Annotated in this window: 16 protein-coding genes; 6 read left to right on the top strand and 10 right to left on the bottom strand. The window is 70.7% G+C overall.

Features of this window, described 5'->3' with window-relative positions:
• Positions 1–68: 68 nt before the first annotated feature.
• From D452_RS0125880 to D452_RS0125870, 3 genes are read left to right on the top strand one after another with little or no spacing between them, the layout of a single operon-like run.
• Positions 69–1811 (top strand): hypothetical protein, encoded by a 1743-nt coding sequence (locus D452_RS0125880; RefSeq protein WP_017547038.1) that lies wholly within the window; start codon positions 69–71, stop codon positions 1809–1811.
• Positions 1808–2737 (top strand): 5'-methylthioadenosine/S-adenosylhomocysteine nucleosidase family protein, encoded by a 930-nt coding sequence (locus D452_RS0125875; RefSeq protein ID WP_017547037.1) that lies wholly within the window; start codon positions 1808–1810, stop codon positions 2735–2737. Before D452_RS0125880 ends, D452_RS0125875 begins: the two co-directional genes overlap by 4 nt.
• 48 nt (positions 2738–2785) lie before the next feature.
• Complete coding sequence (locus D452_RS0125870; RefSeq protein WP_017547036.1) at positions 2786–3448, top strand: hypothetical protein; 663 nt, start codon at positions 2786–2788, stop codon at positions 3446–3448.
• A 787-nt stretch (positions 3449–4235) separates the two neighbouring features.
• Here D452_RS0125870 and D452_RS30970 read toward each other — a convergent pair.
• The 6 genes from D452_RS30970 to D452_RS0125830 form a co-directional block, all read right to left on the bottom strand.
• Positions 4236–4400, bottom strand: coding sequence for a hypothetical protein (locus D452_RS30970; RefSeq protein WP_017547035.1), 165 nt, complete (start codon positions 4398–4400; stop codon positions 4236–4238).
• Positions 4401–4476: 76 nt separating this feature from the next.
• Positions 4477–5430, bottom strand: a complete 954-nt coding sequence (locus D452_RS0125860) for a bile acid:sodium symporter family protein (protein ID WP_017547034.1) — start codon at positions 5428–5430, stop codon at positions 4477–4479.
• An 86-nt stretch (positions 5431–5516) separates the two neighbouring features.
• Entirely contained in the window at positions 5517–6776 is a 1260-nt protein-coding gene (locus D452_RS29010) for a TIGR02679 family protein (protein WP_017547033.1), read from the bottom strand.
• Entirely contained in the window at positions 6773–10957 is a 4185-nt protein-coding gene (locus D452_RS0125840) for a TIGR02680 family protein (RefSeq protein ID WP_017547032.1), read from the bottom strand. Before D452_RS0125840 ends, D452_RS29010 begins: the two co-directional genes overlap by 4 nt.
• Positions 10954–12405 carry a DUF2398 family protein gene (locus D452_RS0125835; protein ID WP_017547031.1) on the bottom strand — a complete coding sequence of 484 codons (1452 nt, stop codon included), beginning with the start codon at positions 12403–12405 and terminating at the stop codon, positions 10954–10956. Before D452_RS0125835 ends, D452_RS0125840 begins: the two co-directional genes overlap by 4 nt.
• Entirely contained in the window at positions 12402–13976 is a 1575-nt protein-coding gene (locus D452_RS0125830; protein WP_017547030.1) for a TIGR02677 family protein, read from the bottom strand. The genes D452_RS0125835 and D452_RS0125830 overlap by 4 nt, the downstream gene beginning before the upstream one ends.
• 205 nt (positions 13977–14181) lie before the next feature.
• Between D452_RS0125830 and D452_RS0125825 the strand changes: the two genes are divergently transcribed.
• The gene (locus D452_RS0125825; RefSeq protein WP_017547029.1) at positions 14182–14796 is read left to right on the top strand and encodes a restriction endonuclease; all 615 of its coding nucleotides are present in this window, start codon (positions 14182–14184) and stop codon (positions 14794–14796) included.
• Between the two features lie 197 nt (positions 14797–14993).
• Here D452_RS0125825 and D452_RS0125820 read toward each other — a convergent pair whose 3' ends face one another.
• The 4 genes from D452_RS0125820 to D452_RS0125805 are packed head-to-tail and all read right to left on the bottom strand — an operon-like array spanning position 14994 to position 19855.
• On the bottom strand, positions 14994–15905 hold the full coding sequence (locus D452_RS0125820; RefSeq protein WP_017547028.1) for a carbohydrate ABC transporter permease: 912 nt from the start codon (positions 15903–15905) through the stop codon (positions 14994–14996).
• Positions 15902–17287, bottom strand: coding sequence for an ABC transporter permease (locus tag D452_RS0125815; protein ID WP_017547027.1), 1386 nt, complete (start codon positions 17285–17287; stop codon positions 15902–15904). Before D452_RS0125815 ends, D452_RS0125820 begins: the two co-directional genes overlap by 4 nt.
• A gap of 15 nt (positions 17288–17302) precedes the next feature.
• Positions 17303–18646 carry an ABC transporter substrate-binding protein gene (locus D452_RS0125810; RefSeq protein WP_017547026.1) on the bottom strand — a complete coding sequence of 448 codons (1344 nt, stop codon included), beginning with the start codon at positions 18644–18646 and terminating at the stop codon, positions 17303–17305.
• A gap of 12 nt (positions 18647–18658) precedes the next feature.
• Positions 18659–19855 (bottom strand): ABC transporter ATP-binding protein, encoded by a 1197-nt coding sequence (locus tag D452_RS0125805; RefSeq protein WP_017547025.1) that lies wholly within the window; start codon positions 19853–19855, stop codon positions 18659–18661.
• Between the two features lie 259 nt (positions 19856–20114).
• On the opposite strand from D452_RS0125805, the gene D452_RS0125800 reads away from it, so the two are divergent.
• On the top strand, positions 20115–20810 hold the full coding sequence (locus D452_RS0125800) for a response regulator transcription factor (protein ID WP_026129686.1): 696 nt from the start codon (positions 20115–20117) through the stop codon (positions 20808–20810).
• Positions 20807–22156 (top strand): sensor histidine kinase, encoded by a 1350-nt coding sequence (locus tag D452_RS0125795; protein ID WP_017547023.1) that lies wholly within the window; start codon positions 20807–20809, stop codon positions 22154–22156. The genes D452_RS0125800 and D452_RS0125795 overlap by 4 nt, the downstream gene beginning before the upstream one ends.
• The last annotated feature ends 603 nt before the right edge of the window (positions 22157–22759 follow it).

Genomic DNA, 22759 nt, shown 5'->3' with positions numbered 1-22759 from the left:
TCTTGACTTCAACCCGCCTTCCTGATTAAGGTCACTGTGACCATTATCCCCCAGAGGCAGGGATCCGCATGACCGCCGTCCACACGGAACCCGACAGGGACGTCCCCACAGAGAAACCCACCGGAGCCACCCGTCATCTGTGCACCGGCGTCTACGTTGACGAGAAGTTCCGTGATCTTGTCATCAACGAGATCTGCACGACCCCCTACCGCCGTGTGGCCCCTTCCTACGGCTTCGACCACGTCCCCGTCATGCGCCACGCCTGGTGGGCCACCCACCTGCACGCGCTCCTCCGGCTCACCATGCTGGCAGCGGTCGTCGCCCCCTTCCTCCTGGGCCACACGGTGGCGGCTGTGCTGACGGCGAGCGGGCTCACGCTCCTGTTGCTCCTGCACCACGCGATCGCCCTGTCCACCGTGATCGCCCGCACCGAGGATCCGCTGGCCCCCCGGCGCAGGAACAGGAAGCGGAAACCCACTCTGAGGATCCCCACCGCGCGTGACCTGCGAATCATGGGCGAGGTCCGCACCCTCAAGAGGGTCGGGCTCGCGGGCCTGGCCGTCGGGGGCACCATGATCGTCCTGGTGTTCTCCTTTCACACGCAGGCCATGATCGCGGGGTACGCGGGAGCCGCCGTCCTGGGTGTCGCGGTGTTCGTGGGCGTCGTCAGTCAGCTACGCGTCAACCGCGTCCACAGGCCCGGAGTCGGACTACGACCGAGGCGTCTCACGAAGCGGGAGACGGTCGTCGCCGAGCAGCAGAAGCATCCCTGCGTCGTCTACCGCCGTCCGGCGCACCAGGGGAAGGAGGAGAAGGAGGACAGCCCCCTCTTCACGCTCTTCGGTGACGAGTCACCCTTCGTCGGCGCGGGCGAGCTCATACACCAGTGGAACCCACCGATGGGCATCCAGCTCCTGCGCCCGGGAGGGGACACCCAGCCCCTCCATGAGCGGGAACACCGCCACCCTCCCTTCCGGACCGACGAACTCATCGATCACCTGCGCGAGGCAGTCCTCCAGCTCCGCGACGACGAGGAGGACGTCCGACTCCCAGTGGACGTGCGGGACCGGGTCTTCGTCGCGTCCACGGACGTTTCCACCGACCGCTCCCTGATCGGCAGGGTCGACCCGCTGAAGATGCGACGCCTCATCAACGCGCAGAGCCCCACCCACCAACACTTCCTCGAAGTGAGCGTCCCGGACGCGGGTTCCGAGCTGGTGGCCACGGTCCTCCTGCATGCCACCCTGCGGGGGCGCACCCTCAACCTCTTCTTCGCCGCCTGCGCCCTGACCCGGACCCCGGACAGTTTCCGGAAGGCCGAGGAGTTCGGCCAGCACGGCAAGCGGGCCGTGGCATGGGCCGCGTTCAGGGCCCTGCGCGGGCTCCCGCGTGAGACCACCGACCTCTGGCGCGTGGTGCGCTACCCCGCCCTCCTGGCCAAGGCCCTCTTCATGTACCGGCGAGAGCTCACCCTCTCCCCCATCCGCAACGTCTGCATCGGCAGCCGTCTCAGCATCCGCCAGGAGCGCGCTCAGGAATGGAGCAAGGTCCAGCTGGACAAGACCCAGGTCCTCAGCCACATCAAGAACGTCGAGCTGCGACTGCTCAAGGCCACCAGCGACTTCCTCCACTCTCGGGGGGTCGACATCTCCGAGTTCGACGATCGCGCGATGCAGATCATCAACAGCGGCATCGTCAATCTCGGCGGCACCAACGACATCAGCAACAACAACCTCGGTGACGGAACCCAGGTCAACAACCACGGCCCCCAGCAGGGGCCGGGAACTTCGCAGAACGGAGACCAGACGTGAACAACCTCCCGAACAACAGCGGCATCGTCAATCTCGGCGGCACCAACGACATCAGCAACAACAACCTCGGTAGCGGAACACAGGTCAACAACCACGGGGTGTCGCCGTCTTCTCCCCTCTCTGCTGTGGACACCCGGCCCGTGGAGGAGAAACCACAGAGCTGGGACGTCGGGGTGGTCACCTTTCTGTCCAAGGAGATGCGGGCGGTCACCGAGCAGCTCGGACTGAGGAGCAGGGAGAAGATCGACGGGCTGTTCTTCTCCACGGGAAAGGTCACCACCGACGCCGGTACCGTCTCCGTGGTCGCGACGCAGACCCACAGCCCCGGTCAGCGATCCGTGATGTCCGCTCTGGACCACCTGCGACGCCACTTCTCCCCTCGCCTGTGGATCCTCGTCGGCATCGGGGGTGGGCTGCATCCCGAGTACGCGCGCATCGGCAACGTCATCGTCTCCACCCGGATCGTCTACTACGACTCACGCAAGATCAGGGGCGAAGGCGACGCCCAGAGGAGGGGCGAGGAACGGCAGGCCCCCGCCCGGATCGTGCACGCGGTGAACGTCTACTTCACCGACCGGGGCGAACCGGCGATGATCCGCGGTCAGGTGGACGGTCACCGCAAACGGACCTTCGAGGTACACCCGGGGCTCATCGGCTCAGGTGAGGCGGTCATCGCCGATGGTGACAGCGACGTCCACCGCTTCCTGGAGGGCTACAACGACAAGGTCCTGGCGGTGGACATGGAGTCCGGCGGGCTCAGCCAGTACTGGCAGGAGAACTCCGTGGGTGAGGAGCCCAACCCCGACTGGGTGGTGGTACGGGGCATCTCCGACAACGCCGACCAGGAGAAGAACGACGACGGCCATGACCTGGCCGCACACAACGCGGCCCACGTGGTGAAGGAACTCCTTCCCTACCTGTGCTGAACCGCGCGGCTCCGTCCCGCTGGTCCGCCCCGCGACGAAGGGATCCCCATGACCGCCTTCCTGCTCGGAGTGCTCAGTTCACTGCTGGCCACCGCACTCGTCCTCGTCGCGGGGTGGTTCCGCGTCGGCAGACCCCGCTGGTGGCTCGTGGGCCTGCTCTCCCGGCTCACGGGTACCGGCATCACACGGCTGTACGGGCGGCAGGGGTCCTCCGAGGCGGACCTGGCGCGGGATCTGGCCCGGGCCCGGTGGGTGAAGGTTCTGGTGGGGCGGGGCAACGTGTTCACCAGGGACACCTTCGCCCCGTTGTGGTCGGGCTCCCCCACTCCCGTCCAGGTACTGCTACCCGACCCGGACTCGGACTCGGCCTCGGGCTCCTGGCTGGCCAACCGGGGGACGGACCTGGGTCACACGGATCCTGGTTTCGGGCCGGAACTGTTACGGGCGCAGGTCAGAGTCAACATCGACTACCTGGACCGAGTCGGCCGCCGCAACCCCGCTCTGGATCTGCGCCTGTTCGACCTGCCCAACACCTTCCGGATCATCGCCACCGACACGGGCGCCTATCTCACCTTCTACAGCAGGTACGAACACGGCCGCCACTCCCCCTGCCTCCATCTGACCTCCTCGGGAACGCTGTACGACGCGGCCCTCGGACTGTTCGAGTTCGCATGGGCCAACAGCGCGGCCGCACGTGGTGGCGACGGGTGAGGAGGACCTGGGCGGAGAACCACCTTTCCACGGCCTGCGGAGCTTCTGGGCCGGGTCGTTTCCAGAGGGGTGAAACCCTGGAAACGACCCTTTTTTTAATGGATTGCGTCCGAGTTCGTTGTTCTGTGATCTTGGTTCCACAGGGTTCGGAAATGGTTCTGGAATTTTCCAGGATCGGGGTCCGAAACCCTTTGGGTACTCCAACCACGGGAGTCCTTGCGATTCTCGGGGAAGTCCCATCCTCCCAGGCGCTACTCGCGACGCGGAGGTTGGGACGTGCGGGGCGCCTGGTGGCTCGGGTGCCCTGTGGGGTCCCGATCCAGGCGGGGCCCATCCGGTCCTTGAGCCCCGAGTTTCTCCCGCAGATTCCCGAGTTGGCACCCCCGTCGCGCAGCGACGGGGGTCAGCGGTTTTCTGGGCCCCGCGGGGTCACCGGTATCCGCAGCACGGAGGCCTGCGGGGGCGCGGCACCCGGAGGCGGCCCGGACACTGGAGGGGCGCTGCGACACTCGGCGGGTTCGGGGGCGGCGAAGAGGCGACGAGGCGTTCGGTGAACTGGCCGGGGGTCGACAGGAGGGCGAGCACGAGCAGGCCGGAACAGGGGGCGAAGTGTCGCATGCGAACAGCTTCACAGTCGGGTCGTGCCCGCGTGACTACTTCGCGTGACGACTGGTGGCCGGTTCAGGTCAGGTACCGCAGGTGTGGAATCGGCTAATGAGTGGAACACACCAGTGCACTGACACGCCCCTTTGCGAATGATCCGGACGCTAACGGGACGATTCAGCGACTAAGTGAGAAGCTCCAGCAGCAGGACGACCAGTCCGATGCCCACCATCGCGATCAGGATGAAGACGCAGCCCACGTTCCCCGTGGGGCCGGGATCGCGCGTGGGTCCCCGGCGGATGTCGTTCCTCCCGCGTCCGGGCTTGCGCTTCTTCTTTCGGGCGGCCACGTGTTCCGTCCTCGGTCCGGGGGATGTCGAAGGCAGAGCCTGTCACGAGGGCCGGGCACGGAGCAAGCCTTCCCGGTCAGGCGGTTTCGCGCTCCTCGGCGTCACTGGGTGCCCGCCGGGCCCAGAAGGTGGCCACCGCCGCTCCGGACAGGTTGTGCCAGACCGAGAACAGCGCACCGGGCAGCGCGGCGATGGGCTCGAAGTGGGTGGTGGCCAGACTCGCGGCCAGACCCGAGTTCTGCATACCGACCTCCACGCTGACCGCGCGGCGGGCGGAGTCGGGCAGGCGCCCGAAGTACCCGACGAGGTAGCCGAGGAACAGGCCCAGGGTGTTGTGCAGGATGACGGCCAGTGCCAGGAGCAGCCCCGTGGTCAGCACGGCGTCGGAGTTGGCGCCGACCACGCCCGAGACCACCAGGACGATGCCGGTCACCGAGACCAGCGGCATCAGGGGCAGGATCGGGACCACGTAGCGGTCGGCGAACAGGCGCAGCAGCAGACCACCGACGACGGGGAGCAGCACGACCTGGAGGATGGACAGGAAGAGGTCACCGGCGGAGATCGGCAGGGTCGATCCGGCCAGCCCCAGGACGAGCAGGGGAGTGACGAAGGGCGCCAGCATGGTGGAGATGGACGTCATCGCCACGGAAAGCGCGACGTCTCCGCGAGCGAGGTAGACGATCACGTTCGACGCGGTGCCACCCGGGGAGGCGCCGACCAGGATCATGCCGACCACCAGCAGCGGTGGCAGCCCGAACGCGTGGGCGATGCCCCAGCCCAGCAGCGGCATGACCGTGTACTGGGCGGCCACGCCGAGGAGGACCGCCTTGGGGTGCTTGGCGACGACGGCGAAGTCCTGGGGCCTCATGGTGAGGCCCATGCAGAACATGATCACACCGAGCAGCAGGGACACGTGCGGGGTGATGAGGGTGGTCTGCTCCGGGACGAGCAACCCCACGACGGCCCCGGCGAGCACCAGGACCGCGAACCACCTGCCGACGAAATCGGCGACCTTCTTGACGACCGTCATCGTGTACTTCTCCCCCACGTTCGCCCACGTCGCGGGCGCGATGACGGAACACTACTCCCCCGGAGTGTCCGATTCGTCCACCGGGGTCACCGGGCCGTCAGGTCCTCCAGCAGGGCGGAGTCCACTGACTCCTCGAAGACCACCCGGCCGCGCTCCCGCATGGCCACGGCGAGGGCGGGGTCCCAGGGGGTGGCGCGTTCCCTCCCCCTGAGCTCGGGGGACTCGGTGCGTACGTGTCCGAGGTAGTCGACGGCGGACATGCGCCAGGGATCAGCGCCGTACCTCTCCATGACGCGTTCGGCGATGTGCATCCCGGCCCAGTCGAAGTCCCCGTGGTAGCGCAGGCGGGCCCCGGCGGTGACCGAGGCGGAGGCGATCCGGTGGAAGGCCGCGGAGGGCCAGCCCTCGGTGCAGATCAGCGGCGCCGATGCCGCACCCAGGTCCTCGGCCGCCTTCCGGAGTACCGCCGGGTTCTCGCACACGTGGATCACCCGCGCGGTGGGTACCGGTGGGAAGCGGACGAGCTGGTGCAGTGTGACCTGGAGCGGGACCCCGTGGTCGGCCGCCTCGGTCAGCCACGCGCCGAGCACGGCGCCCTCCGCCGGGAGGTTGAGCACCAGGACGCGGCTGGCGAGGTCGTCCTGGACGACGTCGTTCTCCTCCCACAGGGCGCGGTTCTCCTCCGCGTCCTTCTCGTCGGGGCGTGTGGTCCCGCGCCGCGCGGCCAGGGCGGGGAGCACGAGCCTGGAAAGCGCGGTCCTGTTGTTGAGCGCCTTGGTGTCCCCGGTGGCGTCCACCGCCAACTTCTGGAGCAGCAGCGGCGCGGTGCCCGAACCTGCGGGCAGAGCGCCGTGGGCCTCCACGGCCTCCAGGACCTGGACGACGTGCGCGAGGCTCTCGGTGTCCTTGGCGGTGACCCGCTGAGTGATCGCGGACCGGGTGTCCCGGTGCTCGAGCCAGGAACGGAACCACTGCTGGTCGTGGAGGGGACTGGCGAGCGCGGGGGCGAGGATCCGCTCACGCAGGTCCTCGGCTTCGCGCCGTGCCTGGCTCCGAAAGCGCACCGGCTCCCCAAGTGCGTCGAAGAGCTCCAGCAGATCGAGTCCGTAGCCGTCGCGGACGACGGTGTCGAAGTGCTCCAGGCGGACCTTCACCTGGTCGGGCCGATTTCCGGGTTCTGTGCCGAGGAAGCCACAGATGTTGCGGACGTCCTGTTCGTCCAGGTCCTTGAGCGTGAACATCCCAGAGAGCTCGCCGTCGCGCTTCGCCAGCACATCGCGGGTCCGGGCCAACAGGGACCGGAGCCGGGAGCTCCGGAAGACCTCCAGGTCGTCGTGCGCGCTCACGCTGATTCCTCCAGGAGCGTCCCCTCCGTGGGCTGGGGCACGTAGCGGGTGGGGGTGATGCCGAGGAGTTCCGCGGCGAGTTCCTCGTTTCCGGCGAATCCGGCGTCCGCGTCCAGGGTCTGCTCGCCGTCCCAGAGCATGAGCAGGGCCGAGACGGTGTGGCTGGCCTTGTCGTGGTGCATGTCGTAGTGCGCGGCCATGGGCACGGTGTCGTAATGCACCCACAGGTCGTGGCCGGTCATGAACATGTCCAGGTCGAAGGTCACGGTCAGGCCCATGAGTTCGGGCTTGTAGCGGTCGTCGATGCCCGCGAAGGCCTCGTCCAGGGCGACGACGCGGGGGCAGGTGGGCGCCGCCGAGGAGTACAGGGCGTTGGCCGCCGCGAACAGGGGCAGGTGGATGGCGGCGGACTTCTCGCCGCCGGACATCTGCTCGTGCTTGTTCTTGGTGAGCGTGACCTCGTCCTTGCCGGGCTCGGCTAGGCGCAGCTCGAACCGGTACCAGTCGCGGTAGTCCAGGACCGCCGCCAGGACCTGCTTGTGGCTGGCCCGGGGGTGGGTGGCGTGGTAGTCGCGGATCATGCGTCGAAGCACGCCCCGGAGCTCCCCCAACCCTCGGGGGCCGAGCCCGGCGCCGTCGCGCCGCACGAGTTCGGTGGCCAGGCGCTGCGGCTCGGAGAGACCGTCGGAGCGCGACCACCGGATGCCCACCCGGGTGCCGGAGGACATGGGCCGGGCGCGGGTGTCGCGGTCCATGGCGCGGACCAGCTGCTTGGCGGCGCGGACGCGGTCGTGGACCTGCTGGGCGATCCCGCCGAGGAGCTCGTCCTCCAGGACTCCTTGCTCCTCCTCGCGCAGGAGCGCGCCCTGTTCCTCGACCCGTTCGGCCACGGATCGGGCGAAGGAGGAGACGGGGTTGCGGCCGTTCTCGTCGTTGACGTGCACGGTGACCAGGCCGCTGGGGCCCACCTCGTGGTCCACCCGGTACCCCTCGGCGTCACCGCCGAGCGCCTCCTGGAAGGTACGCAGGGCCTGGGACATGCGGTTTCCGGCGTTCCTGAGTTCGGTGTCGCCGACCTCCTTGCCACCGACCGCCTCGGTGAAGGCGTCGAGCAGGGTGGCGGCAGCGCCGGGCAGGACCTCGCGGACGGTGGTGGCCTCGCCGGTGAGCAGGGTCCGTGCTGCTTCCTCGGGGTCGGGCCACTGGTCGGGCAGCGGCCAGGTGCCGGTGGCCTGGACACCGACGATCTCGCGCACGGTGGGCTGGGTGAGTCCGGAGAAGGCGGCGGCGTGCTCGAAGAGGGTGGTCAGCTCCCGGGCGAGGGACTGCCGACCGCTGTCGCGGAGGGTCTCGGAGCGCACGGCGAGGTCGTGTTCTCGGGCGGCCTCCTGCTCGGCCTTCGCCTTGCGCGCCTGGACGTCGCGGAGCTCCCCCTGGGCCCGCTCCAGCTGGTCGAGGAGTTCACGGGCCGGGGCGTCGACGGACGCCTCCAGGGTCGCCAGTTCCTCGGCCTCGCGCTGGTGGTCGCCGCGGCTCCGGTCGAGTTCGGCGCGGTCGCCCTCGAGCGCCTCGGTCAGCCGGGTGACGGTGTCCTGGCGCCCGGTGAGGTCGTTCTGGTACTCGGCGATGTCCGCACGGGTGGTGTGCAGCTTCCGGGCGGTGTCCTGGAAGGTCTGCGCCGCGACCGCGACGGCGTCGACGTCCTCCCGTCGCGTGGGCATGGCGCGCTCGGCGGCGGTGGCGCGGACCTGGCGGCGTTCGGCGTCGACCTGGGCGATGGCGGCGTCGAGGTCGCGTCGGGCCTCCGCCCGGGCGGAGCGGGCCGACGTCAGGAGGGTGGAGTGGCGTTCGAGGGCGCGCAGTGCCCTGGCCACGCCCGTGGCGTCGGGCAGGTCCGCTCGGGCGCGGTCGAAGTCCTTGAGGAGTTCGTGGGCGCGGGCGAGCCGTTCGCCCAGTTCGGTGTGCCGCGTGGAGAGGTCGGCGATGCGGGCGTCCTGGGCGGCCAGGCGTTCCCGGCGTCGCTGGGCGCGGTTGGTGGCGCCGATGAACTCGGCGGCGGATTTGGGGTGGGCGCCGGTGAGCGGGCCCAGCCGGAAACGGGCGCCCGTGTCCACCCCGAGGTCGGCGGGGGGTTCAGCCTCACCGAAGGGGATCGAGGCCAGGACGCTGGCGATGGTGTCCGTGGGGACATGGTCCTGGGTCTCGGGGACGAGGACGTCGGCGAGGGTCGTTGCGGTGGTCTCCCGAGTACCGGGCAGCAGGTAGGCGTCCGCTTCGCCGAGTTCCAGGGCCCGGCGGGTCTGCTCGGGCTCGGGGTGGATCCAGGCGGTGAGCAGCCCGGCGGCGTGCAGGGCTCCCTCGACGGCGGCGCCGTGGTCGTCGGAGAGGTGGTCGGCGAAGCGGACCAGCTGCCAGAGCGGCGCTCCGGGACGCTCGTCGCGCGGGGCGGGGCGCAGGGGGTCGGCCGGTGGCGCGTCGTCGCGTTCGGCGGCGATGTGGTCGCGTTCGCGGCGAGCGGAGGCCAGCTCCTCGCCCAGGCTGGTCTGTTCGGACTCCAGGGCGTTGGCCTTGGTGGCGGCCCGCACCTGCTGGTCGTGCAGGTGTTCGTTGAACACCTGCGCGAGGGTGGGGGTGCCCGCCTCCCCGTAGCGTTCCACGGTCTCCCGCAGGGCCGCGAGGGTCTCCGGCCCGGCGATCTCCCACCGCGCGGACCACACGTCCAGGGCCTCGGTGGTGGCGCGGCGGAGTCCGGCGAGCTCCTCCTCGGCTTCGGCGCACGCCTCCTCCTGCCCGGAGAGGGTGTCCTCGGCCCGGGCGGCGGTGGTCTCGGCGCGCGTCCGGCCGTCCTCGGCGCGGTCCTGGGCGGCGAGCTGTTCGCGAACGGCCCGGACGTCGTCGAGACGGGCGCTGGCCCTGGCCCTGGCGGTCTCGGGCAGGTCGTCGCCGGTGTCCGCATCCCCCTCGGCGTCGTGGACGATCCCGGACCCTTCGGCGGCGGCCGTGAGTTCGGTGCGCAGCCGCTCGGCCAGGGCCCGCTCGTGTCCGACCCGTTCGGCGACCCGGGCGGCCTCACCGCTCAGGCGGGAGATCTCCTCCTCCTGGGCCGCCACGCGTGCCTGGCCGGTGGCGATCTGACGGGCGAGCTTGTCGTTGCCCTCCCTCCTGACCTGGAGGGCCTGCTGGTCTCGCAGGGTCTCGTGCTGGCGCAGGACCGCGCACTGGGCATCCAGGCGCGCGGCGTCCTCGGCCAGTTCGGTGACGCTCTCGCGGGCCTGGTCCCGCGCGGCGGTGGCGCGGTCGAGCTCTTCGGCCGCCTCGGCGACGGTGCGCGCGTGGGTGTCGGCCTGCTCAGTGGCGCCCGCCACCCTGGACAGGCGGTGCCGGGCGTTAGCGGTCAGGTAGTCGGCGTAGACGCCGGTGAAGGTGCGGGCGGCCTCGTGGGCGGCGGTGGCGCTGGCGAAGCGGCGCTGCACGGCGGCGAGGTTGGCGAAGTCCCGGGCTGCCTGGTCGACGAGGGCGTCGTCCAGGGGGCTGAGCCCGCCGGTGAGGGTGTGCGAGACCTTCTCCGGGTCCAGGTCCTTGGCCAGGAGGGGGCGGCGCAGAGCCAGCAGGAGGTCCAGGAGCTGGACGTAGCGCTCCCCCAGCCCGAACAGGCGCGCGTCGACGGCCCGGCGGTAGTCGGCGGCGGTGGCGTGGTGCGCCGTCTCGCCGAGGGCGGCCTTGAGCTGGCGTTCGGTGAGCGGGCGCCCGTCCGTGGAGAGCAGCCCGAAGTCCACGCCCAGGCGCTGGTCGGTGACGAAGAAGGAGGGGTTGACGCCGTCGCGGTGGCGGTGCGCGCGCATGCCGATGACCAGGGTGACGGTCTCGGTCCCCTTGTCGTCGCCGTCGGCGGCGCGAGCGAACTCCATCCACACGTAGCCGTGGTTGGACTCGTCGCCCCGGTACAGCAGATTGGACTTCATGGTGCGGTTCTGGCCGCTGAAGGGGTCGAGCCTGCGGGCGTCGGTGTAGCCGTCCAGGACGAAGGGGAACAGCACCTCCAGCGCCTTGGTCTTGCCCGACCCGTTGTGGCCGCGCAGGACGAGGCGGCCGTCCGCGAAGGCGAACTCCTCGTCGACGTAGTCCCAGACGTTGACGACTCCGGCCCTGCTGGGCCGGAAGCGGTCGCTCCTGCGGGTCATGGCGCGGTTTCCTCGGTTCCTTCGGTCTCGGGCGGGGCGGGGGGCGTGTCGTCGGGGTCGGTCGGGGGTGGCTCGTCAGCCGGTTCGTCGGCCGGTTCGATCGGGCCGAACGGCAGCAGTCCGGTGTCGGGGCGTTCGGGCAGGGCGCCCCGGATGTTGCGGTAGCGCAGCGCGGCGGGGGTGACCAGGACCCCGCCCGGTAGCGGTCTGACCAGGTCCAGGTCGGTGAGCAGGGCCAGGGCGGCGTCGAGCAGGCCGTGCGGGTCCTGCTGCCAGGTCGCGGTGAAGGAGGCGGCGCCGAACTCCTCGAAGAGGTCGGCGACCATGTCCTCCAGGCGTTCGCGCTCCACCAGCGGCAGCGATGCGGGCTCGGCCACCGTCGTGGTCCGGTCCGTCTCGGCCCAGGCCAGCTCGGTGACGACGCCCTCCCGGGGAACCCCGGCGTCGATCCGGGCGACCAGCTCGGGGTGCTCGTGCAGGGGGCCGGGGGCGGTCAGGTGGCCCAGCGCCGCCCAGGACTCCTCGAAGTGGGTGGCGATCTGGGCCAGCAGCAGCCCGGCGGTGCGGGTGACGGCGCCGCCGCGGCCCGGGAAGGCGCGGTCGGTGAAGGTGCCGGAGGCGTCCGCCAACAGGACGCCCTCGGCGCGGCGTTCCAGCTTGGTTCCGGTGAGGCGGGCCACCTCCTCGGCGGGTCCCCTGCCGCGCAGGGCGGCGGCCACCTCGGGTTCGACGTCCGCGTAGTACACCACCGGGTACTCCAGCAGCAGGCGGCGGGCGCGCTGGGCGGCGCGTTCGCGCGGGGCGTCCGGTCCGAGCGGGTCGCTGAGCAGGCCGGAGGCGCTGTTCAGGTGCTGGATGGGGCGCGTGGGCCGGAAGAGGACCTCGCAGATCTCGTGGTCGATGTCGAAGAGCGCGTCCCCCTGGTCACCACCGCGGGCCCACGCCTCGACGGAGCCGTCCGACAGGTGGAGGGCGCCCCGGTCCAGCAGCCAGTGGGCGACGTCGACCAGCGCGGCCTTGTGGGTGGAGTCGGTGGGGTCGTAGCCCAGGCCCTCGATCTCGTTGGCCGAGGGGGTGAACCCCCGGACGAGGTCGCCGAGGCTGATCTCGACCTGTGAGCGCTGGAAGGCGGCCAGGAGCAGGCACAGGTAGGCCAGGCGGCGGCGGTCGAAGGGCCTGCCCTTGCGGGCGAACTCCTGGCGCTGGGTGGGGTCGAGCAGGTCGAGTTCGCGGACCAGGCGGACGTGGTCGGTGGTGGCCACGAGGGTGTACCCGAACAGGGCGCGCAGGTCCTCGGTCATCTCGTCGGCCCAGTACAGGACCTGGTCCAGCACGCCGGGGCGCGGCCGCGACGCGGTGATGACGTCACAGGTGAGGACCTTGCGGACGGCCTGCTGGTAGGAGCCGAGGTCGACGGTCTCGACACGGGGCCGGGTGTGCCGGGTCATCGGTTCCCCTTCCGGGTGCTCGTCCGGGCGGCGCGGGGGGCGAGTTCCACCCGGAAGCCGGGGAGGTGGATCCGGCCCTGCGAGGTGAGCACGCTACTGCCCCGTTCGTCGCGGATCAGCTTGATGAGGGTGCCCGCGTCGTCGGCGGTCGCGGACTTCAGCAGGCCGACGACCGCAGGTGACGTGTCCCGTTTCGCGTACGACACCGAGCGCGATTCCAGGGCCTTGGTGACCAGACGCAGCAGCACCTTGGTGTCGCTCTCGTCGAGGACGCGCTGGTGGGCGCCCTCACTGATCAGGCGCGCGGCGGAGGCGCGTTCGGCCTCGCGGTCCTCGGACTGGCGTCGGCGCAGTTCGGAGCGGGCTCCGGTGTCCCTGCGGACCGGTTTGGGGACCCCGTGGGTGGGCGAGCGGTCGCTGCGGAACAGGGTCACCGACACCTCGACTCCGGCGGCGTCGTGCCAGGAGTCGGTGGGCGCGAACTCGTCGCCGTCCTCGTGGGCCACACCGAGGTGGCGGGCGGAGCGGGTGTTGAACGCGGCGCCCATGAGGGCGTGGGCGGACCCGTCGTCGGGGGTGTCGAACACCCAGGCTGCGAGGTGGCGCAGCTGGGTGGAGCGGTTCACGCCGCCGCGCTGGGCCTCGGTGATCTGCCGCAGGAGGGCCACGACCCCGGAGACGGCGGAACGGGTGGCCTGCCCGAGTTCGGCGGCGCGGGTGGGCGCGCCGCTCTCGGAGGCGAACCAGGCGCGCACCGCCCACCAGCGGCGGGACCAGTCCTCCAGGCGTTCGGTCCGGTCCATGAAGAGGCGTTCGTCGGCCTCGGCGGCGCGGGAGAGCAGGGTGGTCAGGCCGGTGGCCTCGACCTCGTGGACGGCCCTGTCCAGGCGGGGCAGGTAGCGGTCCAGCTCCGCCATGAAGTCGGACATGTGGACGAGGAGGGCGTTCTTGTGGCGCAGGAACACCTCGGAGGACGCCTCGGTGGAACGCAGGATCTCCCCGAGGGTGACGTGGAACTGGGCGGAGCGCCGTCCCATGTCCTCCATCACCGTGTCCAGTCGGGACAGACGGCGGTAGACGTCCTCGACCCGTCCGGTGCGGTTGGCCTCTGCGAGCGCGCCGAGGTCCTCCAGGACGTCGGAGAAGACCAGGCGGGAGAGGTTGACGTCCTCCACTCGGGCGCCCAGGAGGTTCTCGACCGCGTGGTAGGCGCGGTATCCGAGTTCGCTGAACTGATACACGGACTGCCGGTTGCGGTAGCTGGCCAGGGTGCCCGCGCGGGAGGCGTCGTCGAAGCGGTGCAGCACCCCGTCCGAAGCGAGTTCGTCGAGCCGGTGGCGCAGCCCCTGGGCGGGGACCTCCGGCGCCTCGGTGTGGGCCGCGGCGAGTTCGCGCAGAGTGGCCTCGACCTCGTCCGCCCCGACTTGGACCTGGTGGACCTCGCGCAGGCGGTCCACCGAACGCAGGATCCACAGGTAGGTGACGTGGTCGTCGCGACGGGTGAAGTTGAACAGCCGGAAGCGGTCACTGACCGCGAGAGCGTCCAGATCCAGAGCCCTGCGCTCGGCCACCGCCGCACCCCCGTGTCCTCGTGGCCGGTCCCGCACCCCCGTGTGCGAAACCGCGACTGGGACATTGTCGCAGCGACCGGAGACGGTCCGGTCCGCGCTCGTCGGGCCGGGCTGGCCGGGTGGGGTCACCGTGTGGAGGAGGGCGATCACCCCGTGCAATGATGTGCCCCGGTATGTCCCCCACCCCCCAGGGAGAAGCGTGAGTGTGCGACAGCGTCGGCGCGGACGGCGGCGATGGGCGCGGAGGCTGCGGGGCTCGCTGCCGCTGGCGGCGATCGCCCTCCTCCTGGCGTTCGGGTGGGTGTTCGACAACGCCGACAGTCCGGGTCTGTGGCTGGTCGGCGGCCTGGTGGCCGTGGTCGCGGCGACCGGCCTGGGCTGGTGGGCGTGGTCCCGTGCCCGCCTGGCCAGGGAACGGTGGATCGTCGCGCGGACGGGGATCGCGGGGATCGACACCATGACCGGGACGGAGTTCGAACACCACGTGGCGCTGCTGCTGCGCACCAACGGATACACCCGGGTGGCGGTGGTCGGCGGCGCCTCGGACGGGGGCGTGGACCTGCGGGCGCAGACCCCCGACGGCAGGCCGCTGGCCGTGCAGTGCAAGCGCTGGCGCAAGCCCGTGCCGCCCAACGAGGTGCGGGCCTTCCTTGGGGCGCTGGCCGGGGGCCACCAGGGCTACCTCGGGATGTTCGTCGCCTCGAACGGGTACACCAGGGAGGCCGCGCGTGAGGCCGGGGCCGGGATGGTCCTGGTGGACCGGCACGCCCTGGGTCTGTGGATGGCCGGGGAGCGCGCCCCGGAGCTGCCGCCCCGCTGACACCTGCCCTGCGTTGGGATCGGCGGGAGACGGCCGCCCGTGGGGGCGAACGGCCCGCCACGGTGATGGACACCTGGTCGGGGTGACTGTCCCGCCCCCCGCCCCCCCCGGGAACGCGAGGGCCCCGCGGAGGCGTGGTCCGCGGGGCCCGGCGACGCTGAAGGCGCCATCGTGGGTGGATCGAGGGGTTGCTCGGGCTACTTCCCGGAGCCCGCGAACACCCCCTGGACGAAGTGGCGCTGGAAGGCGAAGAAGACCAGCAGCGGAACCAGCATGGACAGGAAGGCCCCCGAGGCCAGCACGTCGATGTTGGTGCCGAACTGGCGCAGCTGCGAACGCAGCGCCACGGTGAGCGGGGCGGAGTCCGGGTTGGTGAACACCAGCGCGACCAGCATGTCGTTCCACACCCACAGGAACTGGAAGACCGCGAGCGAGGCCAGCGCCGGGCGGGCCACCGGGAGCACGACCCGGCGGAAGATCCGCCACTCGCTGGCGCCGTCCATCCGCGCCGCCTCCAGCAGGTCGCGCGGGATGTTCACGAAGAAGTTGCGCAGCAGGAACACCGCGAACGGAAGCCCGAAGGCCACGTGGAACAGGATCGCGCCGAAGATGGAACCGAAGATCCCCAGGGCGCCGTACAGCTGCGAGATGGGGATGAGGGCCGCCTGGATGGGCAGCACCAGCAGGCCGACCACCGCCACCATGATCCAGTCGCGGCCGGGGAAGTCCATCCACACCAGCGCGTAGGCGGCCAGCGCCCCGATGCCCACGACCAGCAGGGTCGACGGGACCGAGATGTAGACGGTGTTGAGGAACGACTGCACGAGGACGTCGTTGTCGACCAACGACCGGTAGTTGTCCAGCGTGAGCTCGGTGGGTTTGAGCAGCGCCGTCCACCAGCCGCTGTTGGTGTTGTCGGCCTCCGAACGCAGCGACACCAGCAGCAGGCCGATGACCGGCACCATCCAGAACAGCGCGACCAGGGTCAGCGCCACCTGGAGGGTGCCCGAGCCCAGCTTGGAGACGAGCCGGGACGCCAGTCCCCGGCGCGGCGCGCCGGAGACCGACACCTCGACGACGGAGGGCGACTTCTGGGGCGTGGCGGTCACGAGCGCTCCCGTCGGAAACGGCGGATGTTGAAGTACATGATCGGCAGGACCAGGACCAGGAGGAGGACCACGAGGGCGCTGCCCAGTCCCTGGTTGCCGCCCGCGCCGAAGGACACCTGCCACATCTGGAGGGCGACCACGCTGGCGTCGGCCTGGACCGATCCCGGGGCGATCACGAACACGAGGTCGAAGATCTTCAGGACGTTGATCATCAGGGTCACGAACACCACGAGCAGCAGCGGTCCCAGGAGCGGGATGGTGATCTTGCGGAACACCTGCCACTCGGTGGCACCGTCCACCCGGGCGGCCTCCAGGGCGTCCCTGGGGATGGCGGCCAGGCCGGCGGCGATGAACGTGATGGCGAAACCGGTCATGATCCACACCCACGAGGAGATGATCACGGGGGTGATCAGCGTGGGGCCCAGCCAGGTCAGGCCGCGGAAGGACTCGGTGAAGTTGTCCGCCGCCAGGTGGATCTCGTACTCCCCCGGCTCCAGGCCCGTGAGGGTGAAGCGGCCGTCGTCGCCGGAGGTGGTGCTGGCCACCACCTGGCCGTCCCGGAGGGCGTCGACCATCATGCGGGGCAGCCCGTTCTCGCCGTCGTCGATGGTTCCGGCGTCGCCGCCGAGGGCCACGTCCAGCCACACCACGCCCTCGATGGTGTCCCCGGAGGACGCGGGATCGGTGGCCTGGGTCGCCTGCTCGGGCACCTCCCCGGGCCGGATGCCCACCAGCGGCAGGGCGACCGTGTCACCCGGCGCGTACGCCTGGGTGGAGGTGAACCCGCCCAGCGAGGGGTCGGTGTCGAGTTCCTCCCCGCGCGGCCGCGCCCCGGGGTACTCCGAGGGCGAGGCGAACGTGTCGTGCACGGTCACCACGGCGGCGTTGACGACGCCGCGGTCGGGGTTCTCGTCGTAGACCAGCCGGAAGATGATGCCGGAGGCGAAGAGGGAGATCGCCATGGGCATGAACAGCAGGATCCGGAAGGCCGTGGCCCAGCGCACGCGCTCGGTGAGCACCGCGAAGACCAGTCCCAGCCCGGTGACCAGGGCGGGGGCGACCAGGACCCAGATGCCGGTGTTGCGGATGGCGGTGAGCGTGCGGTCGTCGGTGAACATCCGGCCGTAGTTGTCGAGACCGACGAACTGCGAACCGGAGGCGTCGAAGAAGCTGCGCACCACGGAGTAGGCGGCCGGGTAGGCCAGGAACACCCCGAGGAAGAGCAGGGCGGGCAGCAGGAACAGGGTGGCCGGGCCGAACAGGCGCCGCCAACCCGGGCGGCTGCCGTCGGGCGGCCCGCTGGACCGCTTCCCCGGCTTCCCGGGCGGGGTCCCGTCCGCGCGGGCCGCGACGTCGGCGGCCCCGGTGTCGTTGGAGGTCATGTGTGCGGGCTCCGTCTAGTTCCCGTGGGCCCGGGCGGCCTCGGCTTCGAGGCGCTCCATGGTGCCCTCGACGTCGGAGGGGTCGGCCAGGAAGTCCTGGAGGGTCTGCCACATGCCGTCGCCGACGGTGGCGCCGAACGCGGCGGGCTGGAGGTCGGAGAGGTCGAAGCGGACGCTGTCACCGGCGTCGATGATCTGCTCGGCGACCTGACCCAGGACCGGGTCGGCGTAGTCGTCGGCGGTCAGGTGCATGTTCGGCGAGAGGAACCCACCGATGGACGCCCACTCGGCCGCGGCCTCCTCGGAGGCGAGGAAGCGCAGGAGCTCCATGGTGGCCTCGCTGTCGCTCATGGCGACGGCGGCGTCTCCGGCCACGACCACGGCGTCGCCCTCACCGGCGATGCTGGGGAAGGGGAAGACCTGCGCGGTCTCGCCGACGACGGAGTTGGTGCTGGCGGAGACGACCCCGCCGATGAAGTCGGCGCCCACCACCATGGCGGCGTCGGGGTCGTCGCTGTAGACGTTCACGACGGAGGTGGGGAAGTCGGTCTGGAGGCTGCCGCTGCCGCCGCCCAGCATGAGCTGCTCCTGGCCCCACACCTCGGCCAGGGTCTCCAGGGCCACCTCGACGGACGGGTCCGTCCACGGGATCTCGTGCGTGGCCAGCTGGTCGTACATCTCCGGGCCCGCCGTCTGGAGGTAGACGTTCTCGAACCAGTCGGTGAGGACCCAGCCGTCCGCGCCGGCGACGGACAGCGGGCTGATGCCGACGTCCGAGAGATTGTCGGAGAGTTCGACGAACTCCTCCCAGTTCTCCGGCGGCGCGGCTCCGGTCTCGGCGAAGAGGTCGTCGTTGTACCAGACCAGGGACTTGTTGGCGACCTTGAGGTAGACGCCGTAGGGGGTGTCGCCGACCGATCCGATGTCCGCCCACGCCCCGGCCATGTTCTCGTCGACGGTCTGGACGACGTCGTCGGTGAGCGGGACCAGGACGTCCTCGGCGGCGAAGTGCTCGATGAGCCCGGCCTGCGGGATGAGCGCGACGTCGGGCTCGTCGCCGCCCTGGATACGGGTCTGGAGGACGGTCTGGAGGTCGTCACCGGCGCCGCTGTAGGAGACGGTGGCGCCGGTCTGCTTCTCGAAGATCGAGACGACCTGCTCGAAGGCGACCTGCTCGTCACCGGCCCAGGGGCCGACGACCTCGAGGGTCTGGCCGTCGAGGTCGGCACCGGAGGCCGTGGTGGAGCCGCCGCCGCAGGCGGTGGCGGCCAGGGTGAGGCCGAGCGCGGCGGCGGCTCCGCCGAGGATTCTGGTGCGGTGGGTACGGTGGCCGCCGTGGCGGGAAGTGCGCGCTGACATGGGGGACGCTCCTCAGGAATCGTGGATGGCGGTGCCGGTGGCGGGCTCGAAGAACTGGAGGCGTTCGGTGTCGACCGCCACCGTGATGGTCTGGCCCTCGTACACGTGGGTGCGGGGGCTGAAGCGGCCGACGAGGACGACGCCCTCGTCGGTCGCGGGAAGGGTCTCGTCGGTGCCGGCGTCACGGGCGAGTTCACGGGTGTCCTCGGTGACGACGGGGGCCGCGTCAAGCGGGAAGTGCACGAGGACGTCCGAGCCCATGGCCTCGACCAGGTCGGCGACCGAGGTGAGCGTGGCCCCCTCGGTGCCGCCGACGATCTCGGCGTCCTCCATGTCCTCGGGGCGGATGCCCACGACGACCTTGGCCCCGGCGTAGCCGCGCAGCGCGGGGCGCCGGTGCATGAGGCTGTCGGGCAGGTCCAGGCGTTGGTCGCCGATCCGGACGTGGAACCGGCCGTCGTCCTCGTGGAGTTCGACGCAGATGAGGTTCATGCCGGGCGAGCCGACGAATCCGGCGACGAACAGGTTGCGGGGGTGGTCGTACATCTCCTGCGGCGGGCCGACCTGCTGGAGGACGCCCCGCTTCATCACGGCCACCCGGTCGCCCAGGGTCATCGCCTCGGTCTGGTCGTGGGTGACGTAGACCGTGGTGACGCCCAGGTCGCGCTGGATGCGGGCGATCTGGGCACGCATCTGCACTCGGAGTTTGGCGTCCAGGTTGGACAGGGGTTCGTCCATCAGGAACGCCCGGGGTTCGCGGACGATCGCACGGCCCATCGCCACCCGCTGGCGCTGGCCGCCGGAGAGGTTGCCCGGTTTGCGGGTGAGGTGTTCCTCCAGTTCGAGGACGCGGGCGACCTCGCCGACGCGGCGGTCGATCTCCGCCTTGGGCACCTTGCGCAGTCGCAGCCCGAACGCGATGTTCTCGAAGATGTTCAGGTGCGGATAGAGGGCGTAGGACTGGAAGACCATCGCCACGTCCCGGTCGCGGGCGGGGACGTCGTTGACGACCTGGTCGCCGATGCGAACGGTGCCCTCACTGATCGCCTCCAGCCCCGCGACCATCCGCAGCGCGGTGGTCTTGCCGCAACCGGAGGGGCCGACCAGCACCAGGAACTCCCCGTCCTGGATGTCGAGGGAGAGGTCGGTGACCGCGCGGGTTCCGTCCGCGTAGACCTTGCCCAGGCCGTCGATCACGATTTCCGCCACGACATCCTCCGTGGGACGGGCACGCTGGTGCCCGGCAGCCGTCCGGCCGGCGGTTTCGGGTCACGCGTCCCTGTGACGCGCACCACCACCGGCGATGTGTGACGACAGTAGTGTCGGGCTCCCTAAGGAAGCCTTAACGCAGCGTCTCGTTCGACTTAAACCGCGCCGTCCACGGGCCTTCCGGTCACAGTGGCGTTCCTCCTGATCACGGGCCGCAGCCGGACTCGTGTGAAGGTGCAACATTGGTTAACGTGTGCGCATGGCAACGGTCTTGCTGGTCGAGGACGACCAGATGGTGCGGGGCGCCCTGGTTCGGGCGCTGAGCGGTCTGGGGCACGTGGTGCTGCCCGTGGGCACCGCCCTGGACGCCCTGCGCGAGGCCGCCCGGCATGAACCTGACCTGGTCATTCTGGATCTGGGGCTCCCTGACCTGGACGGCGCGGCGGCGCTGCGGATGTTACGCGGTCACAGCGACGTCCCAGTGATCGTGGCGACGGCGCGCGGAGACGAACAGTCGATAGTGCGCCTGCTCAACGACGGTGCCGACGACTACGTGGTCAAACCCTTCTCCAGCACCCAGCTGGCCGCGCGGATGAACGCGCTGCTGCGCAGGTCCGGCCGGGCCTCGGCGGGCGCGGCCGACCCCGGCGAGCTGACCGTGGGCGAGTTGTCGATCAGTCTGACACGGCGGCAGGCGTCACTGGCGGGCACCCCCCTGGAGCTGTCGCGGCGGGAGTTCGACCTGTTGGCCTACCTGGCCGAGCACACGGGCCGGGTGGTGAGCCGCCGTGAGCTCGTGGAGGCCGTCTGGCACCAGCACCCGTTCGTGGGTCACGACCAGACCATCGACGTGCACATGTCGTGGCTGCGCCGCAAGCTCGGGGAGAGCGCGAGCCGGCCCCGCTACCTCCACACCGTGCGGGGTGTGGGGCTCAAGCTGGTGGAACCGGTGTGAGGAGGCTGCTGGCCCGCGCCGTCACCCTCGCGACGGTCATGGTCGCGGTGGTGATGCTCGGAGTGACGGGAGCGTGGGCCTGGTGGGAGGCACACGAGAGGGCCGAGGAGCAGGTCTGGTCGCAGGCCGAAGCGGTCGCCTCGGTGGCGGAGGTGAGCCCCGAACCCGCGCTGCTGCGGCGCGTGGTGGCCTCGACCTCGGCCGGGGCCCGGGGGCATCTCACGGTGCACCTGTCCGACGGCGGCACCGTGGGGGCCAGCCGTGCCGGTGACGCCGACGTGGCCGAGATGCGGCGCACCGGGGCGGGTTCCCGGAGCCAGGTCCCGGCCGAGCAGGGCACCGCGTACCTGTTGGCGGTGGCCGACCCCCGGGGTTCGGGCGCCGAACCGTCCGTGGTGGAGGTGTACCAGCCCCGCGGGGAGGCGGTTCGCGGCCTGGGACCGGTCCTGGGCGGCCTGGTGGTGATCGCGGTGCTCGTGGTGCTCGGCGCGGTGCTGATCACGGACCGGCTGAGCAGACCGGCCCGGCGTGCGCTGCGCGCTCTGGCGGACACGGCCGTGGAGATCGGTGAGGGGAGGCTGAACGCCCGGATACGCGTACACGGCCCCCGTGACCTGGTGGTGCTCGGCGAGTCCATCAACGCGATCGGGGAACGCGTCCAGGGGCTGTTGACGAAGGAACGCGAAATGGCCGCCGACGTCTCGCACCGGCTGCGCACCCCACTGACGGCGCTCAGGTTGGACGCCGAACCGCTCCCCGGCCCCGAGGGCGAGCGGATCAGGGGCGCGATCAGCGCGCTGGAACGGGACGTGGACGCCATCATCCGCGACGTGCGCCCCCACGCGGCAGGCCCGGAGGTCGAGCGCGCATGCGACCTGTCCGAGGCCGTGGTGGACCGCATGGGATTCTGGTCGATGCTCGCCAACGACCAGGGCCGCGAGGTCACCCTGGAGCTGCCGGACACCCCCTGCCGGGTGGCGCTCTCCTCGGAGGAGTGCGCGGCGGTCCTGGACTCGCTGGTGGGCAACGTCTTCCGGTACACGCCCGCGGACCGGCCGTTCGCCGTGGCGGTGGTGGAGCACGCGGGATGGGTGACGCTGCTGGTGGAGGACGGAGGTCCGGGGTTCGCCGATCCCACGGCGGCGCTGCGGCGCGGTACGAGCGGCGGCGGATCGACCGGGCTGGGGCTGGACATCGTCCGGCACGCGGTGGAGGCCACCGGCGGCACCGTCCATCTGGAGCGCGGCAAGCTGGGCGGAGCTCGGGTGCGTGCGCGCTTCGCGCAACTGGACGTGCCGCACGAGGAGGAGCAGCCCCGGGCCTGGCGCCTGCGGCGATCAGGTTGAGGTGGGGGTTGTGGTTGCGGTGGGTGGGGTTGTGGGGGTGGGGTTGTGGTGGGTGGGGTTGTGGGGGTGGGTTCTAGGGCTGGGGTTGCTGTGGGTGGGCGGGTTCCACAGGCCTGGGTTGCTGTTTGCTGTGGGTTCTGCGGTTGTGGTTGCTGTGGCGCGGCCTTTCTACGGCCAACCCGTTTTTCCCATTAGCTAAAGGCGGTCGGGTGCGGGTTCAACCGTACCCCTTGGGGTTTCTCGTTTTATTCAGGGCGGGGTGGGTGGATGGTGCTGTGCCCGCACCGCACTTGGCGGATGAGTAGAGCGGTGCACGTCTGGTAGTTCAGGGCCAAGTACGGACACGGGCCACCCCCCAGGACTACTGGTGTGTTCTAGAGATGCGTGTCCCCAGCACTGGTAAAAACCCCTGCCGTCCGGGCGCCGCCCACCGCTCTACGGCCAACCCGCGCGACCCAGCGGAGCGCGTACCTGCACCTCTGTACCCCGCTGTGTCTGAGAAAGCGGCGCCGTGCGGGTTACTACAGCGCACGGCGAAGCTTCACACCCCGCGCAACCCAAGGCAGCACACAGGTGCACGTCCACACCCCCTGTACCTCAGGG

The organism is Nocardiopsis prasina DSM 43845, from assembly GCF_000341265.1.
Taxonomy (GTDB): domain Bacteria; phylum Actinomycetota; class Actinomycetes; order Streptosporangiales; family Streptosporangiaceae; genus Nocardiopsis; species Nocardiopsis prasina.
Note: the sequence above shows the minus strand (reverse complement) of the source record. Positions and strands in the feature narration are given on the sequence as shown.

Bases quoted from the DNA above. Each gene is read 5' to 3' on its own strand.
- D452_RS0125880 (WP_017547038.1), top strand. From the start codon at position 69: ATGACCGCCGTCCACACGGAACCCGACAGGGACGTCCCCACAGAGAAA.
- D452_RS0125870 (WP_017547036.1), top strand. From the start codon at position 2,786: ATGACCGCCTTCCTGCTCGGAGTGCTCAGTTCACTGCTGGCCACCGCA.
- D452_RS0125860 (WP_017547034.1), bottom strand. From the start codon at position 5,430: ATGACGGTCGTCAAGAAGGTCGCCGATTTCGTCGGCAGGTGGTTCGCG.
- D452_RS0125840 (WP_017547032.1), bottom strand. From the start codon at position 10,957: ATGACCCGCAGGAGCGACCGCTTCCGGCCCAGCAGGGCCGGAGTCGTC.
- D452_RS0125835 (WP_017547031.1), bottom strand. From the start codon at position 12,405: ATGACCCGGCACACCCGGCCCCGTGTCGAGACCGTCGACCTCGGCTCC.
- D452_RS0125815 (WP_017547027.1), bottom strand. From the start codon at position 17,287: ATGACCTCCAACGACACCGGGGCCGCCGACGTCGCGGCCCGCGCGGAC.
- D452_RS0125810 (WP_017547026.1), bottom strand. From the start codon at position 18,646: ATGTCAGCGCGCACTTCCCGCCACGGCGGCCACCGTACCCACCGCACC.
- D452_RS0125800 (WP_026129686.1), top strand. From the start codon at position 20,115: ATGGCAACGGTCTTGCTGGTCGAGGACGACCAGATGGTGCGGGGCGCC.